Below are 19,688 nucleotides of genomic sequence, written 5' to 3'. Positions count from 1 at the left end.
TCGTCTGGGCTAGACTCCTGCGAATCGGCACGCCAAGGCGCCCCGGCGAGACCGGCCGAGGCGCCTGCAGACTGGAGTTGGATGGAAATCCGCATGAACAACGCATTCGAGCACCCGACCTACAACTACAAGGTGGTCCGGCAGTTCGCGATCATGACGGTGGTCTGGGGCATCGTGGGCATGTCCTGCGGCCTCGTCATCGCCTCGCAGCTGGTGTGGCCGCAACTCAACCTGGGCTTGCCATGGACGAGCTTCGGCCGCCTGCGACCGCTTCACACCAACCTGGTAATCTTCGCCTTCGGCGGGTCGGCGCTGTTCGCGACCTCCTACTACGTGGTGCAGCGAACCTGCCAGACCCGACTCTGGTCCGACCGGCTCGCGACCTTTACCTTCTGGGGCTGGCAAGCGGTAATCCTGTCGGCACTGATCACCCTGCCGATGGGCTACACCACCACCAAGGAATATGCCGAACTCGAGTGGCCGATCAGCCTGCTGCTGGCCGTGGTGTGGATTGCCTACGCCGTCGTCTTCCTGGGCACCATCAAACGGCGCCAGACGTCGCACATCTACGTGGCCAACTGGTTCTTCGCCGCCTTCATTCTCACCGTGGCGGTACTGCATATCGTCAACAATGCGGCCATTCCGGTGTCCGCGATGCATTCGATCTCGGTCTATCCGGGCGCGATCGACGCCATGACCCAGTGGTGGTACGGGCACAATGCCGTGGGTTTCTTCCTGACGGCCGGCTTCCTGGGCATGATGTACTACTTCGTGCCCAAACAGGCCGAGCGGCCGGTCTATTCCTACCGATTGTCGATCGTGCATTTCTGGGCGCTGATCATGGTCTACATGTGGGCCGGTCCGCACCACCTGCATTATACCGCCCTGCCCAACTGGACCCAGTCGCTCGGCATGGTGCTGTCGATCATCCTGCTGGCGCCCTCCTGGGGCGGCATGATCAACGGCATGATGACGCTCTCCGGTGCCTGGCACAAACTGCGTACCGACCCCACCCTGCGCTTCCTGGTGGTGGCGCTGTCCTTCTATGGCATGTCCACTTTCGAGGGACCAATGATGGCGGTGAAGACCGTCAACGCCCTCTCCCACTACACCGACTGGACCATCGGCCATGTCCACTCCGGCGCGCTCGGCTGGGTGGCGATGATCACCATCGGTTCGCTGTATCACATGGTGCCACGCCTGGTCGGCGAAACCCGGATGCATTCGGTGCGGTTGATCGCCGTGCACTTCTGGCTATCGACCATCGGTACCGTGCTCTACATCGCCGCCATGTGGGTCAACGGTATCCTCCAGGGCCTGATGTGGCGTGCGGTCAACGACGACGGAACCTTGATGTACAGCTTCATGGAATCCGTCGATGCCAGCGGTCCGGGCTATGCGGTGCGCATGTTCGGCGGCCTGTGCTGGGTGATCGGCATGCTGATCATGGCCTACAACGTCGCCATGACCCTGCGCCGCCAGCCGGTCAGCGCCGAACGCCCCCTGCCGCAGACCGCCTGAGCCGACGGAGAATCCCATGAGACACGAGATCGTCGAGAAGAACGTTGGCCTGCTCGCCGTGCTGATTCTGGTGGTCATCAGCTTCGGCGGCCTGGCAGAAGTCGTGCCCCTGTTCTTTCAGAAGCAGACCACCGAACCCGTGGAAGGCCTGGAGCCGCTTGCCCCCCTGGAGCTGGCCGGTCGCGATATCTATCGACGCGAAGGCTGCGTCGGCTGCCACTCGCAGATGGTACGCCCCTTCCGGGCCGAGACCGAACGCTACGGCCACTACAGCGTGGCCGGGGAATCCGTCTACGAATACAACTTCCTGTGGGGCTCCAAGCGTACCGGTCCCGATCTGGCCCGGGTCGGTGGCCGCTACAGCGACGACTGGCATCGCGCGCACCTCTACAACCCGCGTGACGTGGTGCCAGGATCGGTGATGCCCGCCTACCCCTGGCTGTTCGACAACACCCTCGACGGCGCCCATATCGGCGACAAGATGCGCGCCCTGCGCACGCTCGGCGTCCCCTACAGCGACGAGCAGATCACCGGCGCCCGGGAAGCCGTCGAGGGCAAGAGCGAGATCACCGCCCTGGTGGCCTATCTGCAACAACTTGGCACCGTGCTCGAGGACAAGCGCTGACCATGGATATCGGAACGCTGAACGGCATCATCATCATTCTGCTGATCGCCGCCTTCGTCGGGCTCACCTGCTGGGCCTATTCGAAAGGACGCCGGGCGGACTTCGATGAGGCGGCCCAGTTGCCCTTCGCCGACGACCCGACGCCGGCGCATGACTCACCGACCGAGCCTGCGGCCGAGACCCGACATGACAAGGGAGGCAGGAAGGCATGAATTCGCTTTGGGGGAATGATCTTTCCGGCTTCTGGAGCGCCTGGATCATCGTCATCACGCTGGCCACCATTGCGCTCAGCGCCTGGCTGCTGTTCGCCAACCGCAGGACTGACAAGCAGCCTGACGCCGAGGGTCGGGTGACCACCACCGGCCATGCCGCCGATGGCATCGAGGAATACGACAATCCCTTGCCTCGCTGGTGGTTCAAGCTCTATGTCGGCACGGTGCTCTTCGCCCTCGGCTACCTGGCCCTCTACCCGGGCCTCGGCAACTTCGCCGGCCTGCTGGGCTGGAGCCAGGAAGCGCAATGGGAACGCGAGGTGCACCAGGCCGAAGAACGCTACGCACCGATCTTCGCGCGCTACGCCGAGCGTCCCATTCCCGAACTGGCGGGCGACACCGAGGCCATGCAGGTAGGCGAGCGGCTCTTTCTCAACAACTGCGCCATCTGCCACGGCAGCAATGCGCGCGGCGGCGACGGCTTTCCCGACCTCGGCGACGACGCCTGGCTCTACGGCGGCAAGCCGCAAGACATCGTCACGTCCATCACCCAGGGGCGCAGCGGCGCCATGCCGGCCTGGGAACACCTGGGCGAGGAGACGCTGGTCGACGTCACCCAGCACGTGCTGTCGCTGTCGGGCAAGGCCACCGACCCGGCTCGAGCAGAAAAGGGCGCCGAGACCTTCACCGCCATGTGTGCCAGTTGCCACCAGCCGGATGGTACCGGTAACCCGGCGATGGGAGCCCCAGACCTGACCGACGATGCCTGGCTCTATCGAGGTCCCGACCAGTCGCTGGAAGCCGCGGTGTTCGAGACCCTGCGCAACGGGCGCAACGGGCAGATGCCGGCCCAGGTCGACTATCTCGGCGAAGACAAGGTTCACCTGGTGGCCGCCTACGTCTACCAGTTGAGCCGTCAGGCCCCGGAAAGCGCCGACTGAAACGTCGCCAGGGCGCCACCCGGGACGGGAGGACCGCATGAGCCAGGACATTGCGTACCGCGAAGCCGACGGCCGAATCCCGGTCACGGAGCTCGGCCATTCGCTCTACGAACCGCGCCGGCATATCCAGGTGCGCGAAGTCCGAGGTCGCTTCCAGCGCTGGCGGCGCGGCCTCGACGTGACGCTGGTATCGGCGTTCTTCGCGCTCCCCTGGGTCACGCTCGACGGGCGTCCGGCGATCTGGTTCGATCTGCCTGGCCGCGCCTTTCACTTCTTCTCCATGACCCTCTATCCGCAGGAGTTCATGCTGCTGTCGTGGCTGCTGATCATCGCGGCCTTCGCCCTGTTCTTCGTCACCGTGCTCGCCGGCCGACTATGGTGCGGCTATGCCTGTCCGCAGAGCGTCTGGACCTGGTGGTTCATCTGGGTCGAGCACCGGATCGAAGGCCCCCGCCATCGACGCCTCAGGCGCGAGCAACGCGCCCTGGATGTCGACACGGGATGCCGCAAGGGCCTCAAGCATGTCATCTGGCTCGCCATCGCGCTGGCCACCGGTCTCACCTTCATCGGCTACTTCTCGCCGATCCGGGAACTCGTCGCGACCCTGCCACACCTGAAGGCCAGCGGCTGGGCGTATTTCTGGCTGGCCCTGATCGCCGCCTTCACCTATCTCAATGCCGGCTGGTTGCGTGAGCAGGTCTGCCTGCACATGTGTCCCTACGCGCGTTTCCAGGCCGTGATGTTCGACCGCGATACCCTGACCGTCTCCTATGATGCCGGACGCGGCGAGCCTCGCGCCCACCGACGCCGAGAGGCCGACGCCGGGGGCGACTGCATCGACTGCGGACTCTGCGTCCAGGTATGCCCCACCGGCATCGATATTCGCGAGGGTCTGCAACATGCCTGCATCGACTGCGCGGCCTGCATCGACGCCTGCGACGGCGTGATGGATCGGCTCGGCCGGCCTCGCGGCCTGATCCGTTACACCACCGAGAATGCCCTGTCCGGCCAGCCGACGCGGATACGCCGACCGCGCCTGCTCGGCTACCTGGCAGCACTGCTCGCAATGCTCGCCCTGCTCGCCGGAAATCTTGCCGACCGCACGCCGCTCGACCTCGACGTGGAGCGGGACCGTCAACGCCTGTTCCGGGTCACGCCCCAGGGCGATATCACCAACGTCTACACCCTGACCGTGCGCAATCTGGACAACGCCGACCATCGCTATCGCCTCGCCGCCACGGGGCTATCTGGCCTGAGCCTCGACAGACGACGCGTCTCGGTCCCTGCCGGCCAGTCTCGCCAACTGGTCGTCGAGGCAAGCGTCGACCGCAACGCCGTCCAGCGGCCCAGTCATGACATCGAGTGGCACCTCGAGGCGCTCGACGCCGACATCTCGCTGATCCGCGACAGCCGATTCCTGGGAGGAACCCCTTGATGCCACCCGTTTCGTCCCCCACGCATCCCTGGTACAAGCAGTTCTGGCCCTGGTTCATCATCGCTCTGCTGGCCTCGTCGGTGACCTTCAGCCTGGTCTATCTGGTTGCCTCGATCCGCCATTTCGACGGCACCGTGGCACAGGACTATTACCGACGCGGCCTGGCGATCAACGAACAACTGGCCAAGCAGGAAAGGGCCGGCCAGTTGGGGCTCGCCGCCCAGTTGCGTGTCGATGCCCTCACCGGCGACGTGATCGTCGACCTGAAGGGCGAGCGGCGCCCCGAACAACTGCACCTGGCGTGGATCTTTCCCACCGAGCATGGCCGTGACCGCCATCTGACGCTGCAACGCATCCGACAGGGCCGCTACGCCGGCACCCTTGATGCCCCCCTGCGCCATCGCTGGTACCTGCACCTGCAGCCTACGCCGGGCGACGATGCCGCCTGGCGCCTCACCGGTGAGGCGCGCTTCCCCGACGAGGGCACGATCGCCCTGACACCGGGGCTCTGATTCATGGCAGCCGGCGTCGACACTCGACCGGACGACACCCACGTCTGCTATCACTGTGGCGAGCCGGTGCCCGGACACACCCCCTGGACGCTCGAGATCGACGAGTGCCGACACCCGCTGTGCTGCCCCGGCTGTGAAGCCGTGGCCCGGACCATCGTCGAGGGAGGCCTGGCGAGCTACTACCGTTTCCGCACCGCGCTGCCCGGACGTCCCCAGGACCGTCGCGACGCCGGCGCCGAGCAATGGTCCTTGTTCGATGATCCCGGCCTTCAGGCCCGCTTCGTGCACGGCGATGCTACCGCCGTCCACGCCACCCTGGCGGTGGATGGCATCACCTGTGCGGCCTGCGCCTGGCTGATCGAGCATCGACTCAACGCCCTCGAGGGCGTCATCGGCAGCGCCGTCGACCTCACCCACCATCGCCTGCGCCTGGAGTGGGAGCCTGATCGCATCGCCTTCTCGCGCCTGCTCGCCGAACTGGCGGCGATCGGCTACCCATCCCGCCCCTACGAGCCCGACGAGGCGCAGCGGCACCTGAAACGCGAGTCGCACCGACAGATGCGACGGTTGATCGTCGCCGCGCTGGGCATGATGCAGGCGCTGATGTTCTCCCTGCCCTTCTACCTGGCGGGTGATGCGGGCCTCGACGCCGACTTCGACCGCCTCTTCCACTGGCTGGCCCTGGCGTTGACCACCCCGGTGGTGTTGTACGCGGCCCAGCCCTTCTTCCACCAGGCCTGGCGCGACCTGCGCACCCGCACCCTGGGCATGGATGTTCCCGTCTCCCTGGCCATCGGCTCGGCCTACCTGGCCAGTGCCTGGGCGGTCCTCAACGGCCAGGGAGAGGTCTACTTCGACTCGGTGAGCATGTTCACCTTCTTCCTGCTGTTCAGTCGCCATGTCGAGGCCCGCGCACGGCGTCGGAGTGGTGCCACCGGCAATGCGCTGGCCGACCTGCTGCCGATGTCGGCGACTCGACTCGACGATGACGGTGAGCCGCGCATCCTGCCCGCCAGCGAACTCCGCGTCGGCGACCGGGTGCTGGTCAAGCCGGGTCACCGCGTACCCGCCGATGGCGTGATCGAGAGCGGCGCCTCCAGTCTCGACGAGTCGACGCTTACCGGCGAGACGCAACCCGTGACACGACGCATCGGCGACACCGTCACCGGCGGCAGCCAGAACCTCGAGAGCCCGCTGACCCTGCGGATCACCCACGCCGGCCGTGACACCCGAGTGGCCGGCATCCTCGACCTCACCGACCGAGCCTTCGCCAGCCGTCCTCGCATCGCTCTCAGGAGCGCTCAGCTGGCCCACCATTTCGTTCTCCAGGTACTCTTGATCGCCATCGCCGTCAGCGTCGCCTGGTGGTTCATCGCGCCCGAGCGCGCCTTCTGGGTCACGCTGTCGGTCCTGGTGGTCACCTGCCCCTGTGCCCTGGCGCTGGCCACGCCCACTGCCCTCACCGCCGCCCACGGCCGACTACATCGACACGGCGCCCTGCTGACCCGCGCCGACACCCTGGAAACACTGACGGACATCGATCGAGTGATCTTCGACAAGACCGGTACCCTGACCACCGGCGAGATGCGTCTCATCGACACCCGCGTCCTCGATGGTGGTGATCCGCGACACCTCCGGGCCATCGCCGCCAGCCTCGAGGCACATTCGGAACATCCCATCGCCCGCGCCTTCCGCTTGTACCGCCTGTCCGAGGTGACTGCCGATGATGTCACCCGCCAGGTCGGCGCGGGGCTGGAAGGCCGCATCGAGGGCACGAGCTGGCGGCTGGGTCGCCCTGACTTCGCCGCCGACCCGGCTCCCGCACCGCCCGACGACGGGCCCTGGCTACTGCTCGCCGAAGAAGGCCGGCCCCGGGCCTGGTTCGCCCTGGACGACCGCCTGCGCGACGACGCCGACGCCACCCTGACGGCGCTGCACCTGGCCGGCATCGAGGTGGAGCTGCTCTCCGGTGACACCGCCCCCCGGGTGCGGGCCCTGGCCGAGCGCCTGGACATCGCCGACTGGCGGGCCGCGATGAGCCCGGAAGACAAGCTGGACAGGCTTCGCGTCCACCAGTCGCACGGCAGGCGCGTGGCCATGGTCGGCGATGGTGTCAACGACGTACCGGTACTGGCCGGCGCCGATGTGGCCTTCGCCATGAACGGCGCCACCGACCTGGCCCGTACCCGGGCCGACGTGATCCTGCTCACGCCCCGACTCCAGCGCGTCGCCGAGGCGATCGGCATCGCCCGAGCCACCCGGCGCGTCATTCGCCAGAACCTGGGCTGGGCCCTGCTCTACAATCTGCTGGCACTGCCGCTGGCGGCCTGCGGCCTGGTGCCACCCTGGCTCGCCGCCATCGGCATGTCCCTGAGTTCGCTGGTGGTGGTGGGCAATGCCCTGCGCCTGACCCGTCCCGAGAGCTTCCGACAATCGACTGCCCCGGTAACGTCATGAGCATTCTCTACCTCCTGATTCCCCTGTCGCTCATCCTGCTCGGCCTGGCCGTCTGGGCCTTCTTCTGGGCGGTGAACAACGACCAGTTCGACGACCTCGAGGGCCCCGCCTACCGCATCCTGTTCGACGAGGACGATGCCGGCCCGCCGACCCGCGGTCACCGGCGGGGCGACGAACGCGAGCCCCTTCGCGACCGGGAGGAAGACGCATGAATCCGACCGGGCTTGAACTCCCGCCCCTGGCAGCCGCCTTCGTCTTCGGGCTGCTGGGCGGCGCCCATTGCATCGGCATGTGCGGCGGCATCATGAGCGCCCTGACGTTTGCCGTGCCGCCCAGCATGCGCCAGCCAACGCGCCTGGCCGGCCTGCTGCTGGGCTATAACCTGGGCCGTATCACCAGCTACATGTGTGCCGGCGGCCTGGTCGCCACCCTCGGCACCCTGGTCGGCATCGCGCCCGGTGCCCGCCTGGTGCTCCAGGGGCTGGCCGCCGTGATGCTGATCCTGATGGCGCTATACATCGCCGACTGGTGGAAGGGACTGCTGCGCCTGGAAGCCCTCGGACGACACCTGTGGCGCCACCTGGAGCCCCTGGGCCGACGCCTGATGCCGGTGGTCAAGCTGCCACAGGCCGTGGCACTGGGAGCCGTCTGGGGATGGCTCCCCTGTGGCCTGGTCTACTCGATGCTGGCCTGGAGCCTCGCCACCGCCGACCCGGCCCGGGGCGTCCTGCTGATGGGCGCCTTCGGCCTGGGCACCCTGCCGGCCCTGCTGGCGACCGGCCTGGTCGCCCGCCGACTGGGTACACTGATTCGTCACCCCGCTACCCGGACCCTCGCAGCGCTGGCCATCATCGCCTTCGCCCTCTGGCAACTCTGGGGAGCACTACCCACCGGCACGATGGACCACGGCCAGATGGACGGGCATGCAAGGCATTGAGGCGAGAGGCGAGAGGCGAGAGGCGAGAGGCGAGAGGCGAGAGGCGAGAGGCGAGAGGCGAGCAGTATGTTGGCACCACGAAGCTCGAAGCTCGAAGCTCGAAGCTCGAAGCTCGAAACCCAAAGCATACGAGCGGCGAGATGCGAGATGCGAAACCCGAAAACCCAGCTCGCAGCCCGTAGCTCGTCGCTGACGCCTGCCCGCTCCCGGCAAACGCCGGGGGCCATCAGAGCTCGGTGAAGTCGATACGCGAGGCCTGCATCCGGGCCTGCTTCTCCTCGAGGCCGGCGAAATCGAAGAGCTCACGGTCGGCGAGCTGCGACGGCGCGACATTGGTCACCGCCTTGAACATGCTTTCCAGTCGCCCGGGATGCCGGGCTTCCCAGTCGGCCAGCATCTCCTTGACCACCTGACGCTGCAGGTTGGGCTGGGAGCCGCACAGGTTGCAGGGGATGATGGGGAATTCCATGCGCCGGGAGAACTCGGCGATATCCGCCTCGCGGCAGTAGGCCAGCGGACGAATGACGATGTTCTTGCCGTCATCGGACAACAGCTTGGGCGGCATGGACTTCAGGCTGCCCCCGAAGAACATGTTGAGAAACAGCGTCTCCAGGATGTCCTCGCGATGGTGCCCCAGGGCGATCTTGGTGGCACCGATCTCCTCGGCGTAGCCGTAAAGCGAGCCACGACGCAGCCGCGAGCACAACGAGCAGGTGGTCTTGCCCTCCGGCGTCTTCTCCTTGACCACCGAGTAGGTATCGCGCTCGAGGATATGATAATCGACGCCGATGCCGTCCAGGTACTCGGGCAGCACGTGCTCGGGAAAGCCGGGCTGCTTCTGATCCAGGTTGACCGCCACCAGCGAGAAGTTCACCGGGGCGTTGCGCTGCAGGTTGCGCAGGATCTCGAGCATGGTGTAGCTGTCCTTGCCACCGGACAGGCAGACCATCACCTTGTCGCCCTCACGGATCATGTCGTAATCGATGATGGCATTGCCGACCTGGCGTCGCAGGCGCTTCTGCAGCTTGTTGAACTCGCGCTTGGCCTTGGCAGCGTTCTGAACGCCACCGTCACTGGTGTTCCGGTCGGTATGAGAGTCGAACATCACGGCATCTTGCATGGTCACGGCGCTGCCAGGGCATCTACGGAATTCGGGGGCGCCATCCTACCACCCTCGACCGACACAGGCGAAGCGCCCCGGCTTCAACTGCTGTGTCGCCGCAAGGCATCATCACGTGCCAGACGCAGGTACATCAAGGCGGTGGTCACCGCATCGCCCAGTGCGCTGTGACGCCCCATCATCGGCACATCGAGCCGCTCGGCGGCCTCTTCGAAACACGGCCGTCCCTCGAGCTGAGGATGACGGTAGCGCTGTCGCCGCTGATAGAGATGGGCCACATCGATCGCGGCATTGGGCAGGTCGAAACCGAAGCGTGATCGCAACCCTCGATTCAGCATGGCCAGCTCGTCCTCCAGGTGCCACCCCACCAGGGGCCGATTCCCGACGAAGTCCAGGAGCCGCTCCAGGGCATCGTCCAGGGTCTCGCCGTCATCCAGATCGATGCCGCGCAGCCCGTGTCGACGAACCGCCTCTGCCGTGAGTCCAGGAGGCCGTCGAACATGCAGATCGAGCGACTCGCTGGTCAAGACCCGCTCACCGCTCAATCGCACGGCGGCGATGGCCACCGGCTCGCCACGACGGTCGACCGACTCGGTGGCCCGACAGGCCACGGCGACCATTTCATCACCGGTATAAGGCTGGAAGAGCCAGCCGTACCGGCTATCGGCATGACGCCAGCGATCGGCCGCACGTCGCAAGGCCTTGAACATGATAACTCCCTCCTGATCGATCCAGATGCCTGTCGGAGACGCCACGCTCCCTAGCCGTACTCCAGGTGATAACGGTGGGACAGTCGCTGCTTGAAGTCCTTGACGATGTGCAGCGCCTCGCGCAGCAGGTCACGTTCCAGCGACGACAGTTCCTGCACCACCACCCGGTCCGGTTCCCCTTCCTTGCCATCGAGACGCTCGAGCTGCTGTTTCAGGCGCAGCTCGGTGAACAATGACAGCGCCTCCCCCAGATCCTCGGCGAAACGGGCTTCCAGCCGACCATCGGCCACCAGGGCATCGAGCCGCTCCAGGGTCGAGGTCACCGTGATGTTGCGCTCCAGGGCCATGACCCTGACGCCATGCACGACCGGAAAGATCCCGCCCTTCTTGATGTCGATACCGTGTCGCGGTTTCTTCAGCGAGCCAAACAACGTCAACGGCGTCGAAAAGCGCAGCACCGGACGCGCGAAGTGCGAAAGCAGGATCTCGTCCCCGGCACAGCGCTCGAAGAGAGCCTCTCGCAGCCGTGCAAGCAGCGCCGGGTTGCCCGCCATGGCCTGGGCGTCGAGCAGGATGGCCAGGTTCATCAGCGAATCCACGTCGCAGCGCCGCGCCCAGGTGTCGATACGTTCCCGCCACTGGGTCTCGCCGCCGACCCACTGCGGATTGGACACCATGATGTCGCCGGGGCAAGGCGGATAGCCCTGCTCGAGCAGCGCGTCACTGAAGGCGCGCATGCAGCTCTCGCGTTCCGGCCAGACCAGATCGTCATCCAGGATCAGGCCGTTGTCCTGATCGGTCTTGAGGATCTGTTCTCCACGTCCTTCGCTGCCCATCACCATCAGGCAGCTCGCACCGTGATAGCGCTCATCGACGATAAAATCCCATGTCTTGCCGATGACGCGCCCATTCAACGCCGCCAGCAAGCCCATGACGAAGCGCGGCTTGACCCCCTGGGCCATCAGCCCTCGCACCAGATCGGGCATCAGCCGACTGGCAGCCGACAGCGATGCCAGATCATCGGCCTGTTCCACTTGCAGGCTGACCACATGACTGCGGCTGGAGAAGTGACTGAGTGCATCGATCAACTCCACGACGCCCACGGGCTCGGCATCGTCCATGACCACGACCCGTTCGATGCGATGATGGGTCATCGCCACCAGCGCCTCGAACAGATACTGATCCGGACGCACCGTGATCAATGCGACGTTGGCGATGGAGCGCACCGGCGCATCCGGCGGCCACTTCTCCAGTACCAGAGCGTTGAGCAGGTCGGTCTTGGTCACCATCCCCACGCCGCTCTCGCCATCGACCAGTAGACTGTCGACGCGACGCGCTTCCAGGGTGGTCACCGCCTCGGTGATGGTTGCCGTTCTCGCCAGTCGGTGCGGCCGACGCATGCACTCGCGCGCGCGCGCCAGCATGGCACCGGCCATCGTCGTCCCCCCCGAAGCGCGCTGAGCGGCCAGCAATCGCGTCTTGTGGGCCAGGTTACGGCGAAAGCACTCGGCGAAGGCCGGATAGTCATCGCACAACGCCAGGAACTCCGACCGGGGCAACAGATAACAGAGACTCTCCTGTTCGGCACAGAACCGATATCGGCTCTGTCCATGCAGAATGCTGATGGCGCCAAATAGATCACCGGCGGTGTAGTGGCCGATGCGCTCCGGTTCTCCGGGCTGGGTGACATCCAGCTCGGCGACCTCGCCCTTGTGAATCAGAAAGACGCTTTCGCCTGCCTGACCGGCATCGAGAATGATTTCATCCCGGTCGAAATAGACCAGGTCGAGGCTGCCGCTTACCCGTTTTCGCCCGACATCGTCGAGCAGGCTGAGCGGTGGCTGGGAAAAATCGACATCGATCATGACGAGAGCCTCGCGGCGTGGCCATCACCATCGCCTCTCCGGAGCGTTCATCGGGAAGACGGGATCCTGCATTCACCATTGAACGAAAGCATCCATCCGGGGACAGGCCCCGGTCACAGACTAACAAAGCCGGGCCCACGGCAAGAACACATACCATGGTTCTATATGCCGAAGTCGTAAGTATGCACTATCTCATCACTATGGATTAATACCATCGTTTTATACCGTGCGACCCATCATCTCCCCAGCGCCTTTTTCGTCGCTATACCATGGTCCCATACCGGCCTTTCATCTACATTCAATATTTCTTTAAAATTCACATAACATCATGATAATAAAGGATAATAGAAAGGACAAAAAAACATTGCACCTTCATTGATACCAAAGTATGGGCTTCATTTTTTCACATTATTGACCAGCATTACCCATGAAACCCTGGAGGGTGACTCCGTCTCGTCATCACTCCTGACCGAGTGCAACTTTCCGACCTCAACAACAAGCGGAGAGCAACACAATGGCAGACAAGAAATCCAATGCCGAAGCCTACTGGGCGGCCAACATACGACTGATAGCGGGGTGCCTGGTCGTCTGGGCCCTGGTGTCCTATGGCTGCGCCATCCTGCTGAGGCCCCTGCTGTCCGGCATCGCCATCGGCGGTACCGACCTCGGGTTCTGGTTCGCCCAGCAGGGTTCGATACTGACCTTCATCGGCATCATCTTCTTCTATGCCTGGAAGATGAACCGGCTGGATAAACAGTTCGGACTCGAGGAGTAACCTGCATGAGTCAATTTGCCATCAACGTCCTCTTCGTGGGTGCCTCCTTCGCCTTGTACATTGGCATCGCCATCTGGGCCAAGGTCGGCTCGACCAAGGACTTCTATGTTGCCGGCGGCGGCATTCACCCGATCACCAACGGCATGGCCATCGGTGCCGACTGGATGTCGGCGGCCTCCTTCATCTCCATGGCTGGCCTGATCGCCGCTGGCGGCTATGCCAATTCGACCTTCCTGATGGGCTGGACCGGCGGTTATGTCCTGCTGGCGACCCTGCTGGCGCCCTATCTGCGCAAGTTCGGCAAGTTCACTGTCCCGGAATTCATCGGTGACCGCTTCTACAGCAAACCGGCGCGCATGGTTGCGGTGGTCTGTCTGATCGTGGCCTCGGTGACCTACGTCATCGGCCAGATGGCCGGTGCCGGCGTGGCCTTCTCGCGTTTCCTCGAGGTGGATGCCACCACCGGCCTGTTGATCGCCGCCGTGGTGATCTTCTTCTATTCGGTGCTGGGGGGCATGAAGGGCATCACCTACACCCAGGTGGCTCAGTACATCGTGCTGATCATCGCCTATACCATTCCGGCGATCTTCATCTCGCTTGAACTGACCGACAACCCCATTCCACCGCTCGGGCTGTTCTCCGACCACAGTGAATCCGGCGTGCCGCTGCTGGCCAAGCTCAACGAGGTGGTGACCGCCCTGGGCTTCAACGAGTACACGGCAGACGTGGACAACAAGCTCAACATGGTGCTGTTCACTCTCTCGCTGATGATCGGTACCGCCGGTTTGCCCCACGTCATCATCCGTTTCTTCACGGTTCCCAAGGTGGCGGATGCTCGCTGGTCGGCCGGCTGGGCCCTGGTATTCATCGCCCTGCTCTACCTGACGGCGCCCGCCGTGGCTTCCATGGCCCGCCTCAATATCGCGACCACCGTCTATCCGGAAATGGCCGGCCAGGTCGAGAACGTCGAGGAGGCCACGTCCAACCCGATCCTCTACGAGGAGCGCCCCGGATGGATTCGTACCTGGGAGGAAACCGGCCTGATCCAGTACGAAGACAAGAACGACGACGGCCGTATCCAGCTCTACAACGACACCGAAGCCTTCGCGTCGACCGCCGAGCAGCGCGGCTGGGAAGGCAACGAGCTCTCGGTCAACAATGACATCCTGGTGCTGGCCAACCCCGAGATCGCCAATCTGCCCGGCTGGGTCATCGGTCTGATCGCCGCCGGCGGGCTGGCCGCGGCACTGTCGACGGCTGCCGGTCTGTTGCTGGCCATCTCCTCGGCGATCAGCCACGACCTGATCAAGGGGGCCATCAATCCACGCATCACCGAGAAGGGCGAGTTGATGGCAGCCCGGATATCGATGTCCGTCGCCATCGTCGTGGCCACCTATCTGGGGGCCAACCCACCGGGCTTCGCGGCCCAGGTGGTGGCACTAGCCTTCGGTATCGCCGCCGCTTCGCTGTTCCCGGCGCTGATGATGGGGATCTTCTCCAAGCGGGTGAACAACACCGGTGCCATCGCCGGCATGGTGACCGGCCTGGTCTTCACCCTGGTGTACATCTTCATCTACAAGGGCTGGTTCTTCATTCCCGGCACCAACAACCTGCCGGATACGCCGGAGAATTGGGTGCTGGGCATTTCGCCGCTGTCCATCGGGGCCGTGGGCGCCATCGTCAACTTCGCGGTGGCCTTCACCATCTCCCGGATGACCGCGGAACCGCCCCAGGAAATCCAGGACCTCGTCGAGAGCGTGCGCTATCCCAAGGGCGCTGGCGCCGCCACCGACCACTAGGTCATAATCCCTCCACCCGGCGCCGTCCGCGGCGCCGACCACAACCCTTGCATCGGGCTTCCTTCGGGAAGCCCGATGATCGTCAGGAAGCCCTACATGATTTGGCATTTGATCGCGGCGATCTTCGCCGGCCTTGGCGCGGCGGGCCTCGGACTGCTGTTGCGTACCCTGAGCGGCAAGCGGCTGCCGCGCTGGGTCGTCCCGGTATGTGCCGGCCTCGGCATGCTCGGCTACCAGGTCCAGCACGAATACGGCTGGTTCGACCACAAGCAGCAACAGTTGCCCGATTCGGCGCGGGTCGTCTCTACCACCCAGGAGCCGGCCCTCTGGCGCCCCTGGACCTACCTGCTGCCCATGACCACGGCCTTCACGGTGGTGGATCGCGATGACGTGGCAATGGAGACGGTGGACGGACAACGACTGGCGGAGTTCATCCTCTATCGCTTCACCTCCGGCGCCGCCCAGCGCGTGATCCACCAGGCCCAGTTGCTCAACTGCGACAGCCGCGAACTGGTCCCGCTCAGCGAGGAACAACGCCGGCCACAGGCCGATGAGCTGCGTCGCCTGGAGGGCTCGGACCCACTCTATCGGGAAGTCTGCCAGGCGAGCTGAGCAGCCCCCACCAATGACCCCGCTCGCCTGAAGACAGCCCCTGCGCGGCGAGTCCGCAGCCAGCCCATGCAGCGTCGTTGCCCCCTCAGAGCAGCGCGACACCACATCATCACGTCGAGCCGCCTTCAGCCCCGCCGCCATGGGGGAGTTTGATCACCCACCAGCCTGCTAGAATAGCCGCACCAAGCAAGGGAGATACGCATGTTCGCTGGCTGGCTACTGATCGTCGTTTCGCTGCTGTATGTCGCCGTCCTGTTCGCCATCGCCTGGCGCGGCGACCGCCTGGCGAGGACGCGGGGAGCCACCCGCCGCCGTCCGATCGTCTACAGCCTGGCGCTGGCCATCTACTGTACCTCCTGGACCTTCCATGGCGCCGTGGGGCAGGCCGCCACGTCGGGGTGGTCCTTCGCCAGCATCTTCGTCGGGCCGATCCTCACCCTGCTGTTGTTCTGGCCAGTGCTGGCCAAGATGATCCGAGTCGCCAAGCACCAGAACGTGACCTCGATCGCCGACTTCATCGCCTCGCGCTACGGCAAGACCCAGTCTCTGGCCGCCTTCGCCAGCCTGGTAGCACTGATCGGCACCCTGCCCTACATCGTGCTGCAGTTGAAGGCCGTCTCCACCTCCTTCAGCGTGCTCACCTCGGAGGCGGACATCACCCGTGCACCGCTATTCGGCGACACCGCCTTCTACGTGGCGCTGGTGATGGCGGCCTTCGCCATCCTCTTCGGCACCCGCCACACCGATGCCACCGAACACCATGAAGGCCTGATCCATGCCGTGGCCTTCGAGTCGCTGATCAAGCTGGTGGCCTTCCTGACACTGGGCGCCTACGTGACCTGGGGCATGTTCGATGGCCTCGGCGACCTGCTGGCCTTCGCCGATATCCAGCTCGAACTTCAGCGCCAGCTCGCCCAGCAGGACTTCGGCCAGGGGTTCTGGGCCCAGACCCTGCTGGCCATGCTGGCCATCCTCTGTCTGCCGCGCCAGTTCCATGTGGCAGTGGTGGAGAACACCCATCGCGACGACGCCGCCAAGGCCCGCTGGCTATTCCCGCTCTACCTGGTCGCCTTCGGTTTCTTCGTGCTGCCACTGGCCGCCGCCGGCCTGACCATCTTCGCCGATACCGATGTGTCGCCCGACACCTACGTGCTGGCACTGCCCATGGCGGCCGGCAGCGAATGGCTCACCCTGCTGACGTTCATCGGCGGTTTCTCGGCATCCACCGGCATGGTGATCGTCGCCGCAGTGGCGGTGTCGATCATGATATCCAACGAGATCGTCATCCCCGCCCTGTTCCGTCTGCGCTGGTTCGACACCAAGGCCCGCGACTATGGCCGCCTGGTGCTGCGCGCCCGCCGCATCACCATCGGCGTGATCCTGGCCATGGCCTATGGCGTCTACCAGTTGCTAGGCGACTTCAGTTCCCTGGCCGCCATCGGCATGCTGTCCTTCGCTGCCGCCGCCCAGTTCGCCCCGGCCTTGATCGGCGGCCTCTACTGGAAGCGCGGCAATCGCCTGGGCGTGATCGTGGGCATGAATGCCGGTTTCGCTATCTGGGCCTACAGCCTGCTGATGCCGGACCTGATCGCTGCCGGCGTGCTTCCTGAGGCCTGGTTGTACGGCGGTCCGCTGAACATCGGCTGGCTCTCGCCCACCGCCCTGTTCGGACTCAACGTCGGCGACAGCTTCACCCATGGCGTGATGCTGTCGCTGGGCGTCAACCTGGTCGCCTACATCTTCGTTTCCCAGATGACCCCGCAGCGAGTGGTCGAGCGCATCCAGGCCTCGCTGTTCGTCGACAGCGTCGAGACCCGTCAGACCTCGGTGAACCGCCCCTGGACAGGTGCCACCACGGTAGGCGACCTCAAGGTCCTGTGTGAACGTTTCCTCGGCGCCGGCCAGGTCAGTCGCGCCTTCGACGACTATGCCCGCCGCATCGGCAAGCCGCTGGAAGACAATACCCGCGCCTCCATCGACGTGATCCAGTTCACCGAGCGCTTCCTGGCCTCGGTGCTGGGCGCTTCCTCAGCCCGCATCGTGGTCAATTCGGCGCTGCAGGGCCGAGGCATCGGCATCTCGGACGTGATCTCCATCGTCGACGAAGCCTCCCAGGTGCTGGAATTCAACCGCGCCCTGCTCCAGGCGACCATCGAAAATATCAACCAGGGCATCAGCGTGGTCGACCAGAACCTGCGCCTGGTGGTGTGGAACCAGCGTTACCTGGAACTGTTCCGCTTTCCCGACCACCTGATCCGGGTCGGCGCACCGATCGATCGCATCTTCCTCTACAACGCCCATAATGGCGAATACGGTCCCGGCGATCCCGAGGAGCACGTCAAGCTGCTGCTCGACAACATCCGCGAGGGCCAGCCGCACCGCTATGTCCGCTATCGTCAGGATGGCAGCGTCCTGGAAGTACAGGGCAATCCCATGCCGGGCGGCGGCTTCGTCTACACCTACCAGGACATCACCCAGCAGAAACGCACCGAGGAAGCGCTGATCCGCTCGGAAAACAACATCCGCATCTATACCGACAACGTTCCCGCGCTGATCGCCTATTTCGACAAGGACTGCCGCTACCTCTTCACCAACCGTGCCTACGAACAAGCCTTCGAGATCGATCGCAACGAGGTCATCGGAAAGCCATTGCAGACGGTGATCCCCGAGGACATGGCCCGGGAACGCGCGCCCTGGATCGACCGGGCCCTCGACGGCGAACGGGTCAGCTTCGAGGTCTCGCTGCAGCTTCTCGAAGGCATCCGCTACATGCTGGTCACCTATACGCCGCACTTCGGCGACAGCGGCGCCATCCTCGGCTTCTTCGCCCTCTATCAGGACATCACCGAGCGCCGCCGCGCCGAGATCGCCCTCAAGGAAACCAACGAAACCCTGGAGGAGCGGGTCCGCGAGCGCACCCAGGCACTCTCGGAGGCCAATGCCGCCCTGCGCCAGGAGAACCGGGTGCGCGCCGAAGCCGAGCAGGCGTTGCGTCAGGCCAAGCAGGTGGCCGAGGACGCCAATGCCTCCAAGACCCGATTCCTGGCCGCGGCCAGTCATGACCTGCTGCAGCCGCTCAATGCCGCCCGCCTGTTCACCTCGGCACTCTCTCAGGAGATGGATGCCGACGACATGAAGCGCACCATCGGCCACATCGACAATTCGCTGCAGGCCGCCGAAGAGTTGCTCGGCACCCTGCTCGATATTTCCAAGCTCGATGCCGGCGCCCTGACCCCCCGGCGCAGCCATTTCGCCCTGGCGGACATCTTCCGACCACTGCGAGCCGAATTCGAGGTCATGGCCGAGGATCGAGGCCTCGACCTGGTCGTCGTGTCGAGTCGCGCCTGGGTCGACAGCGACGCCCAGATGCTCCGACGCATCGTGCAGAATTTCCTCTCCAACGCCATTCGCTACACTCAGGAAGGCCGCGTGCTGCTGGGCTGTCGCCGGCAGGGCGAGCGACTCTCCATCGAAGTCTGGGACAGCGGCCCGGGCATTCCAGAAGCCAAGCAGGCCGAGATCTTTCAGGAGTTTCGCCGTCTCGACCAGGCCTCGCGCCACAAGGAAGGCGAGAAAGGCCTCGGCCTGGGGCTTTCCATCGCCGAACGCATGAGCCGAGTGCTCGATCACCCCATTCGCGTGCGTTCCGAGGAAGGGGCCGGTACCGTCTTCGCGGTCAGCGTGCCGGTGGTGGAAGCCCGCAGCCAGGAGACAACCGAGGAGAGCAAGCCTCGCCGAGCCGGCAACAAGCTGGCCGGCACGCGTATCCTGTGCATCGACAACGAATCGCTGATCCTGGAAGGCATGAAGGCGATGCTCACCGGCTGGGGCTGCGAAGTCTTCACCGCCACCTCCATCGGTGGCGCCAAGTCGGTGCTGCGCCACCTGGACGACGATCCCGACGCCATCCTGGCCGACTATCACCTTGACAACGAAGTCACCGGCCTGATGGCCATGGAAGCGCTCGGCGAGCGCCTGCAGGGCAACGTGCCCGGCATCGTGATCACCGCCGATCGCACCGAGGAGGTCGCCGAAACGGTCAAGCGCGCCGGCTATCACCTGTTGCTCAAGCCGGTGCGCCCCGCCGCCCTGCGGGCCTTGTTGACCCGGACCCTGCAGGCCAGCCGAGCCGCCGCCCGCTGATGGGCCTGCATGGCCCCATCAAGG

Annotated in this window: 16 protein-coding genes; 13 read left to right on the top strand and 3 right to left on the bottom strand. The window is 64.9% G+C overall.

Going from position 1 to position 19,688, the window contains the following annotated elements:
- Positions 1–93: 93 nt before the first annotated feature.
- Genes ccoN through LU493_RS03780 form a run of 9 tightly spaced genes read left to right on the top strand, consistent with a single transcriptional unit; the run spans position 94 to position 8,640 of the window.
- Positions 94–1,521: a cytochrome-c oxidase, cbb3-type subunit I gene (ccoN, locus tag LU493_RS03820; RefSeq protein WP_275286464.1), complete on the top strand. Its 1,428-nt coding sequence runs from the start codon at positions 94–96 to the stop codon at positions 1,519–1,521.
- Between the two features lie 16 nt (positions 1,522–1,537).
- Entirely contained in the window at positions 1,538–2,146 is a 609-nt protein-coding gene (gene ccoO, locus LU493_RS03815) for a cytochrome-c oxidase, cbb3-type subunit II (protein ID WP_275286463.1), read from the top strand.
- 2 nt (positions 2,147–2,148) lie between these two features.
- Entirely contained in the window at positions 2,149–2,358 is a 210-nt protein-coding gene (locus LU493_RS03810) for a cbb3-type cytochrome oxidase subunit 3 (protein ID WP_275286462.1), read from the top strand.
- A complete protein-coding gene (gene ccoP, locus LU493_RS03805; protein WP_275286461.1) occupies positions 2,355–3,299 on the top strand; it encodes a cytochrome-c oxidase, cbb3-type subunit III in 945 nt (314 codons plus the stop codon). Before LU493_RS03810 ends, ccoP begins: the two co-directional genes overlap by 4 nt.
- A 37-nt stretch (positions 3,300–3,336) precedes the next feature.
- On the top strand, positions 3,337–4,734 hold the full coding sequence (gene ccoG, locus LU493_RS03800) for a cytochrome c oxidase accessory protein CcoG (RefSeq protein ID WP_275286460.1): 1,398 nt from the start codon (positions 3,337–3,339) through the stop codon (positions 4,732–4,734).
- Entirely contained in the window at positions 4,734–5,246 is a 513-nt protein-coding gene (locus tag LU493_RS03795; protein ID WP_275286459.1) for a FixH family protein, read from the top strand. Before ccoG ends, LU493_RS03795 begins: the two co-directional genes overlap by 1 nt.
- A 3-nt stretch (positions 5,247–5,249) precedes the next feature.
- Complete coding sequence (locus tag LU493_RS03790; RefSeq protein ID WP_275286458.1) at positions 5,250–7,703, top strand: heavy metal translocating P-type ATPase; 2,454 nt, start codon at positions 5,250–5,252, stop codon at positions 7,701–7,703.
- Positions 7,700–7,915: a cbb3-type cytochrome oxidase assembly protein CcoS gene (ccoS, locus tag LU493_RS03785; RefSeq protein WP_275286457.1), complete on the top strand. Its 216-nt coding sequence runs from the start codon at positions 7,700–7,702 to the stop codon at positions 7,913–7,915. Before LU493_RS03790 ends, ccoS begins: the two co-directional genes overlap by 4 nt.
- Positions 7,912–8,640, top strand: a complete 729-nt coding sequence (locus LU493_RS03780; RefSeq protein WP_275286456.1) for a sulfite exporter TauE/SafE family protein — start codon at positions 7,912–7,914, stop codon at positions 8,638–8,640. The genes ccoS and LU493_RS03780 overlap by 4 nt, the downstream gene beginning before the upstream one ends.
- A 226-nt stretch (positions 8,641–8,866) precedes the next feature.
- Here LU493_RS03780 and ttcA read toward each other — a convergent pair whose 3' ends face one another.
- The 3 genes from ttcA to LU493_RS03765 all read right to left on the bottom strand — a co-directional run bounded on the left by ttcA (position 8,867) and on the right by LU493_RS03765 (position 12,335).
- Positions 8,867–9,745, bottom strand: a complete 879-nt coding sequence (gene ttcA / locus LU493_RS03775) for a tRNA 2-thiocytidine(32) synthetase TtcA (protein ID WP_275286455.1) — start codon at positions 9,743–9,745, stop codon at positions 8,867–8,869.
- Positions 9,746–9,843: 98 nt separating this feature from the next.
- On the bottom strand, positions 9,844–10,470 hold the full coding sequence (locus LU493_RS03770) for a 3'-5' exonuclease (protein ID WP_275286454.1): 627 nt from the start codon (positions 10,468–10,470) through the stop codon (positions 9,844–9,846).
- Between the two features lie 50 nt (positions 10,471–10,520).
- A complete protein-coding gene (locus LU493_RS03765) occupies positions 10,521–12,335 on the bottom strand; it encodes a putative nucleotidyltransferase substrate binding domain-containing protein (RefSeq protein ID WP_275286453.1) in 1,815 nt (604 codons plus the stop codon).
- Positions 12,336–12,849: 514 nt separating this feature from the next.
- On the opposite strand from LU493_RS03765, the gene LU493_RS03760 reads away from it, so the two are divergent.
- From LU493_RS03760 to LU493_RS03745, 4 genes are all read left to right on the top strand, one after another.
- Positions 12,850–13,110 (top strand): DUF4212 domain-containing protein, encoded by a 261-nt coding sequence (locus LU493_RS03760; protein ID WP_275286452.1) that lies wholly within the window; start codon positions 12,850–12,852, stop codon positions 13,108–13,110.
- A gap of 5 nt (positions 13,111–13,115) precedes the next feature.
- Positions 13,116–14,909, top strand: coding sequence for a sodium:solute symporter family protein (locus LU493_RS03755; protein ID WP_275286451.1), 1,794 nt, complete (start codon positions 13,116–13,118; stop codon positions 14,907–14,909).
- Between the two features lie 96 nt (positions 14,910–15,005).
- Complete coding sequence (locus LU493_RS03750) at positions 15,006–15,521, top strand: hypothetical protein (protein WP_275286450.1); 516 nt, start codon at positions 15,006–15,008, stop codon at positions 15,519–15,521.
- A 201-nt stretch (positions 15,522–15,722) separates the two neighbouring features.
- On the top strand, positions 15,723–19,664 hold the full coding sequence (locus LU493_RS03745; protein WP_275286449.1) for a hybrid sensor histidine kinase/response regulator: 3,942 nt from the start codon (positions 15,723–15,725) through the stop codon (positions 19,662–19,664).
- The last annotated feature ends 24 nt before the right edge of the window (positions 19,665–19,688 follow it).

The organism is Halomonas elongata, from assembly GCF_029081005.1.
Classification (GTDB): Bacteria; Pseudomonadota; Gammaproteobacteria; order Pseudomonadales; family Halomonadaceae; genus Halomonas; species Halomonas elongata_B.
Note: the sequence above shows the minus strand (reverse complement) of the source record. Positions and strands in the feature narration are given on the sequence as shown.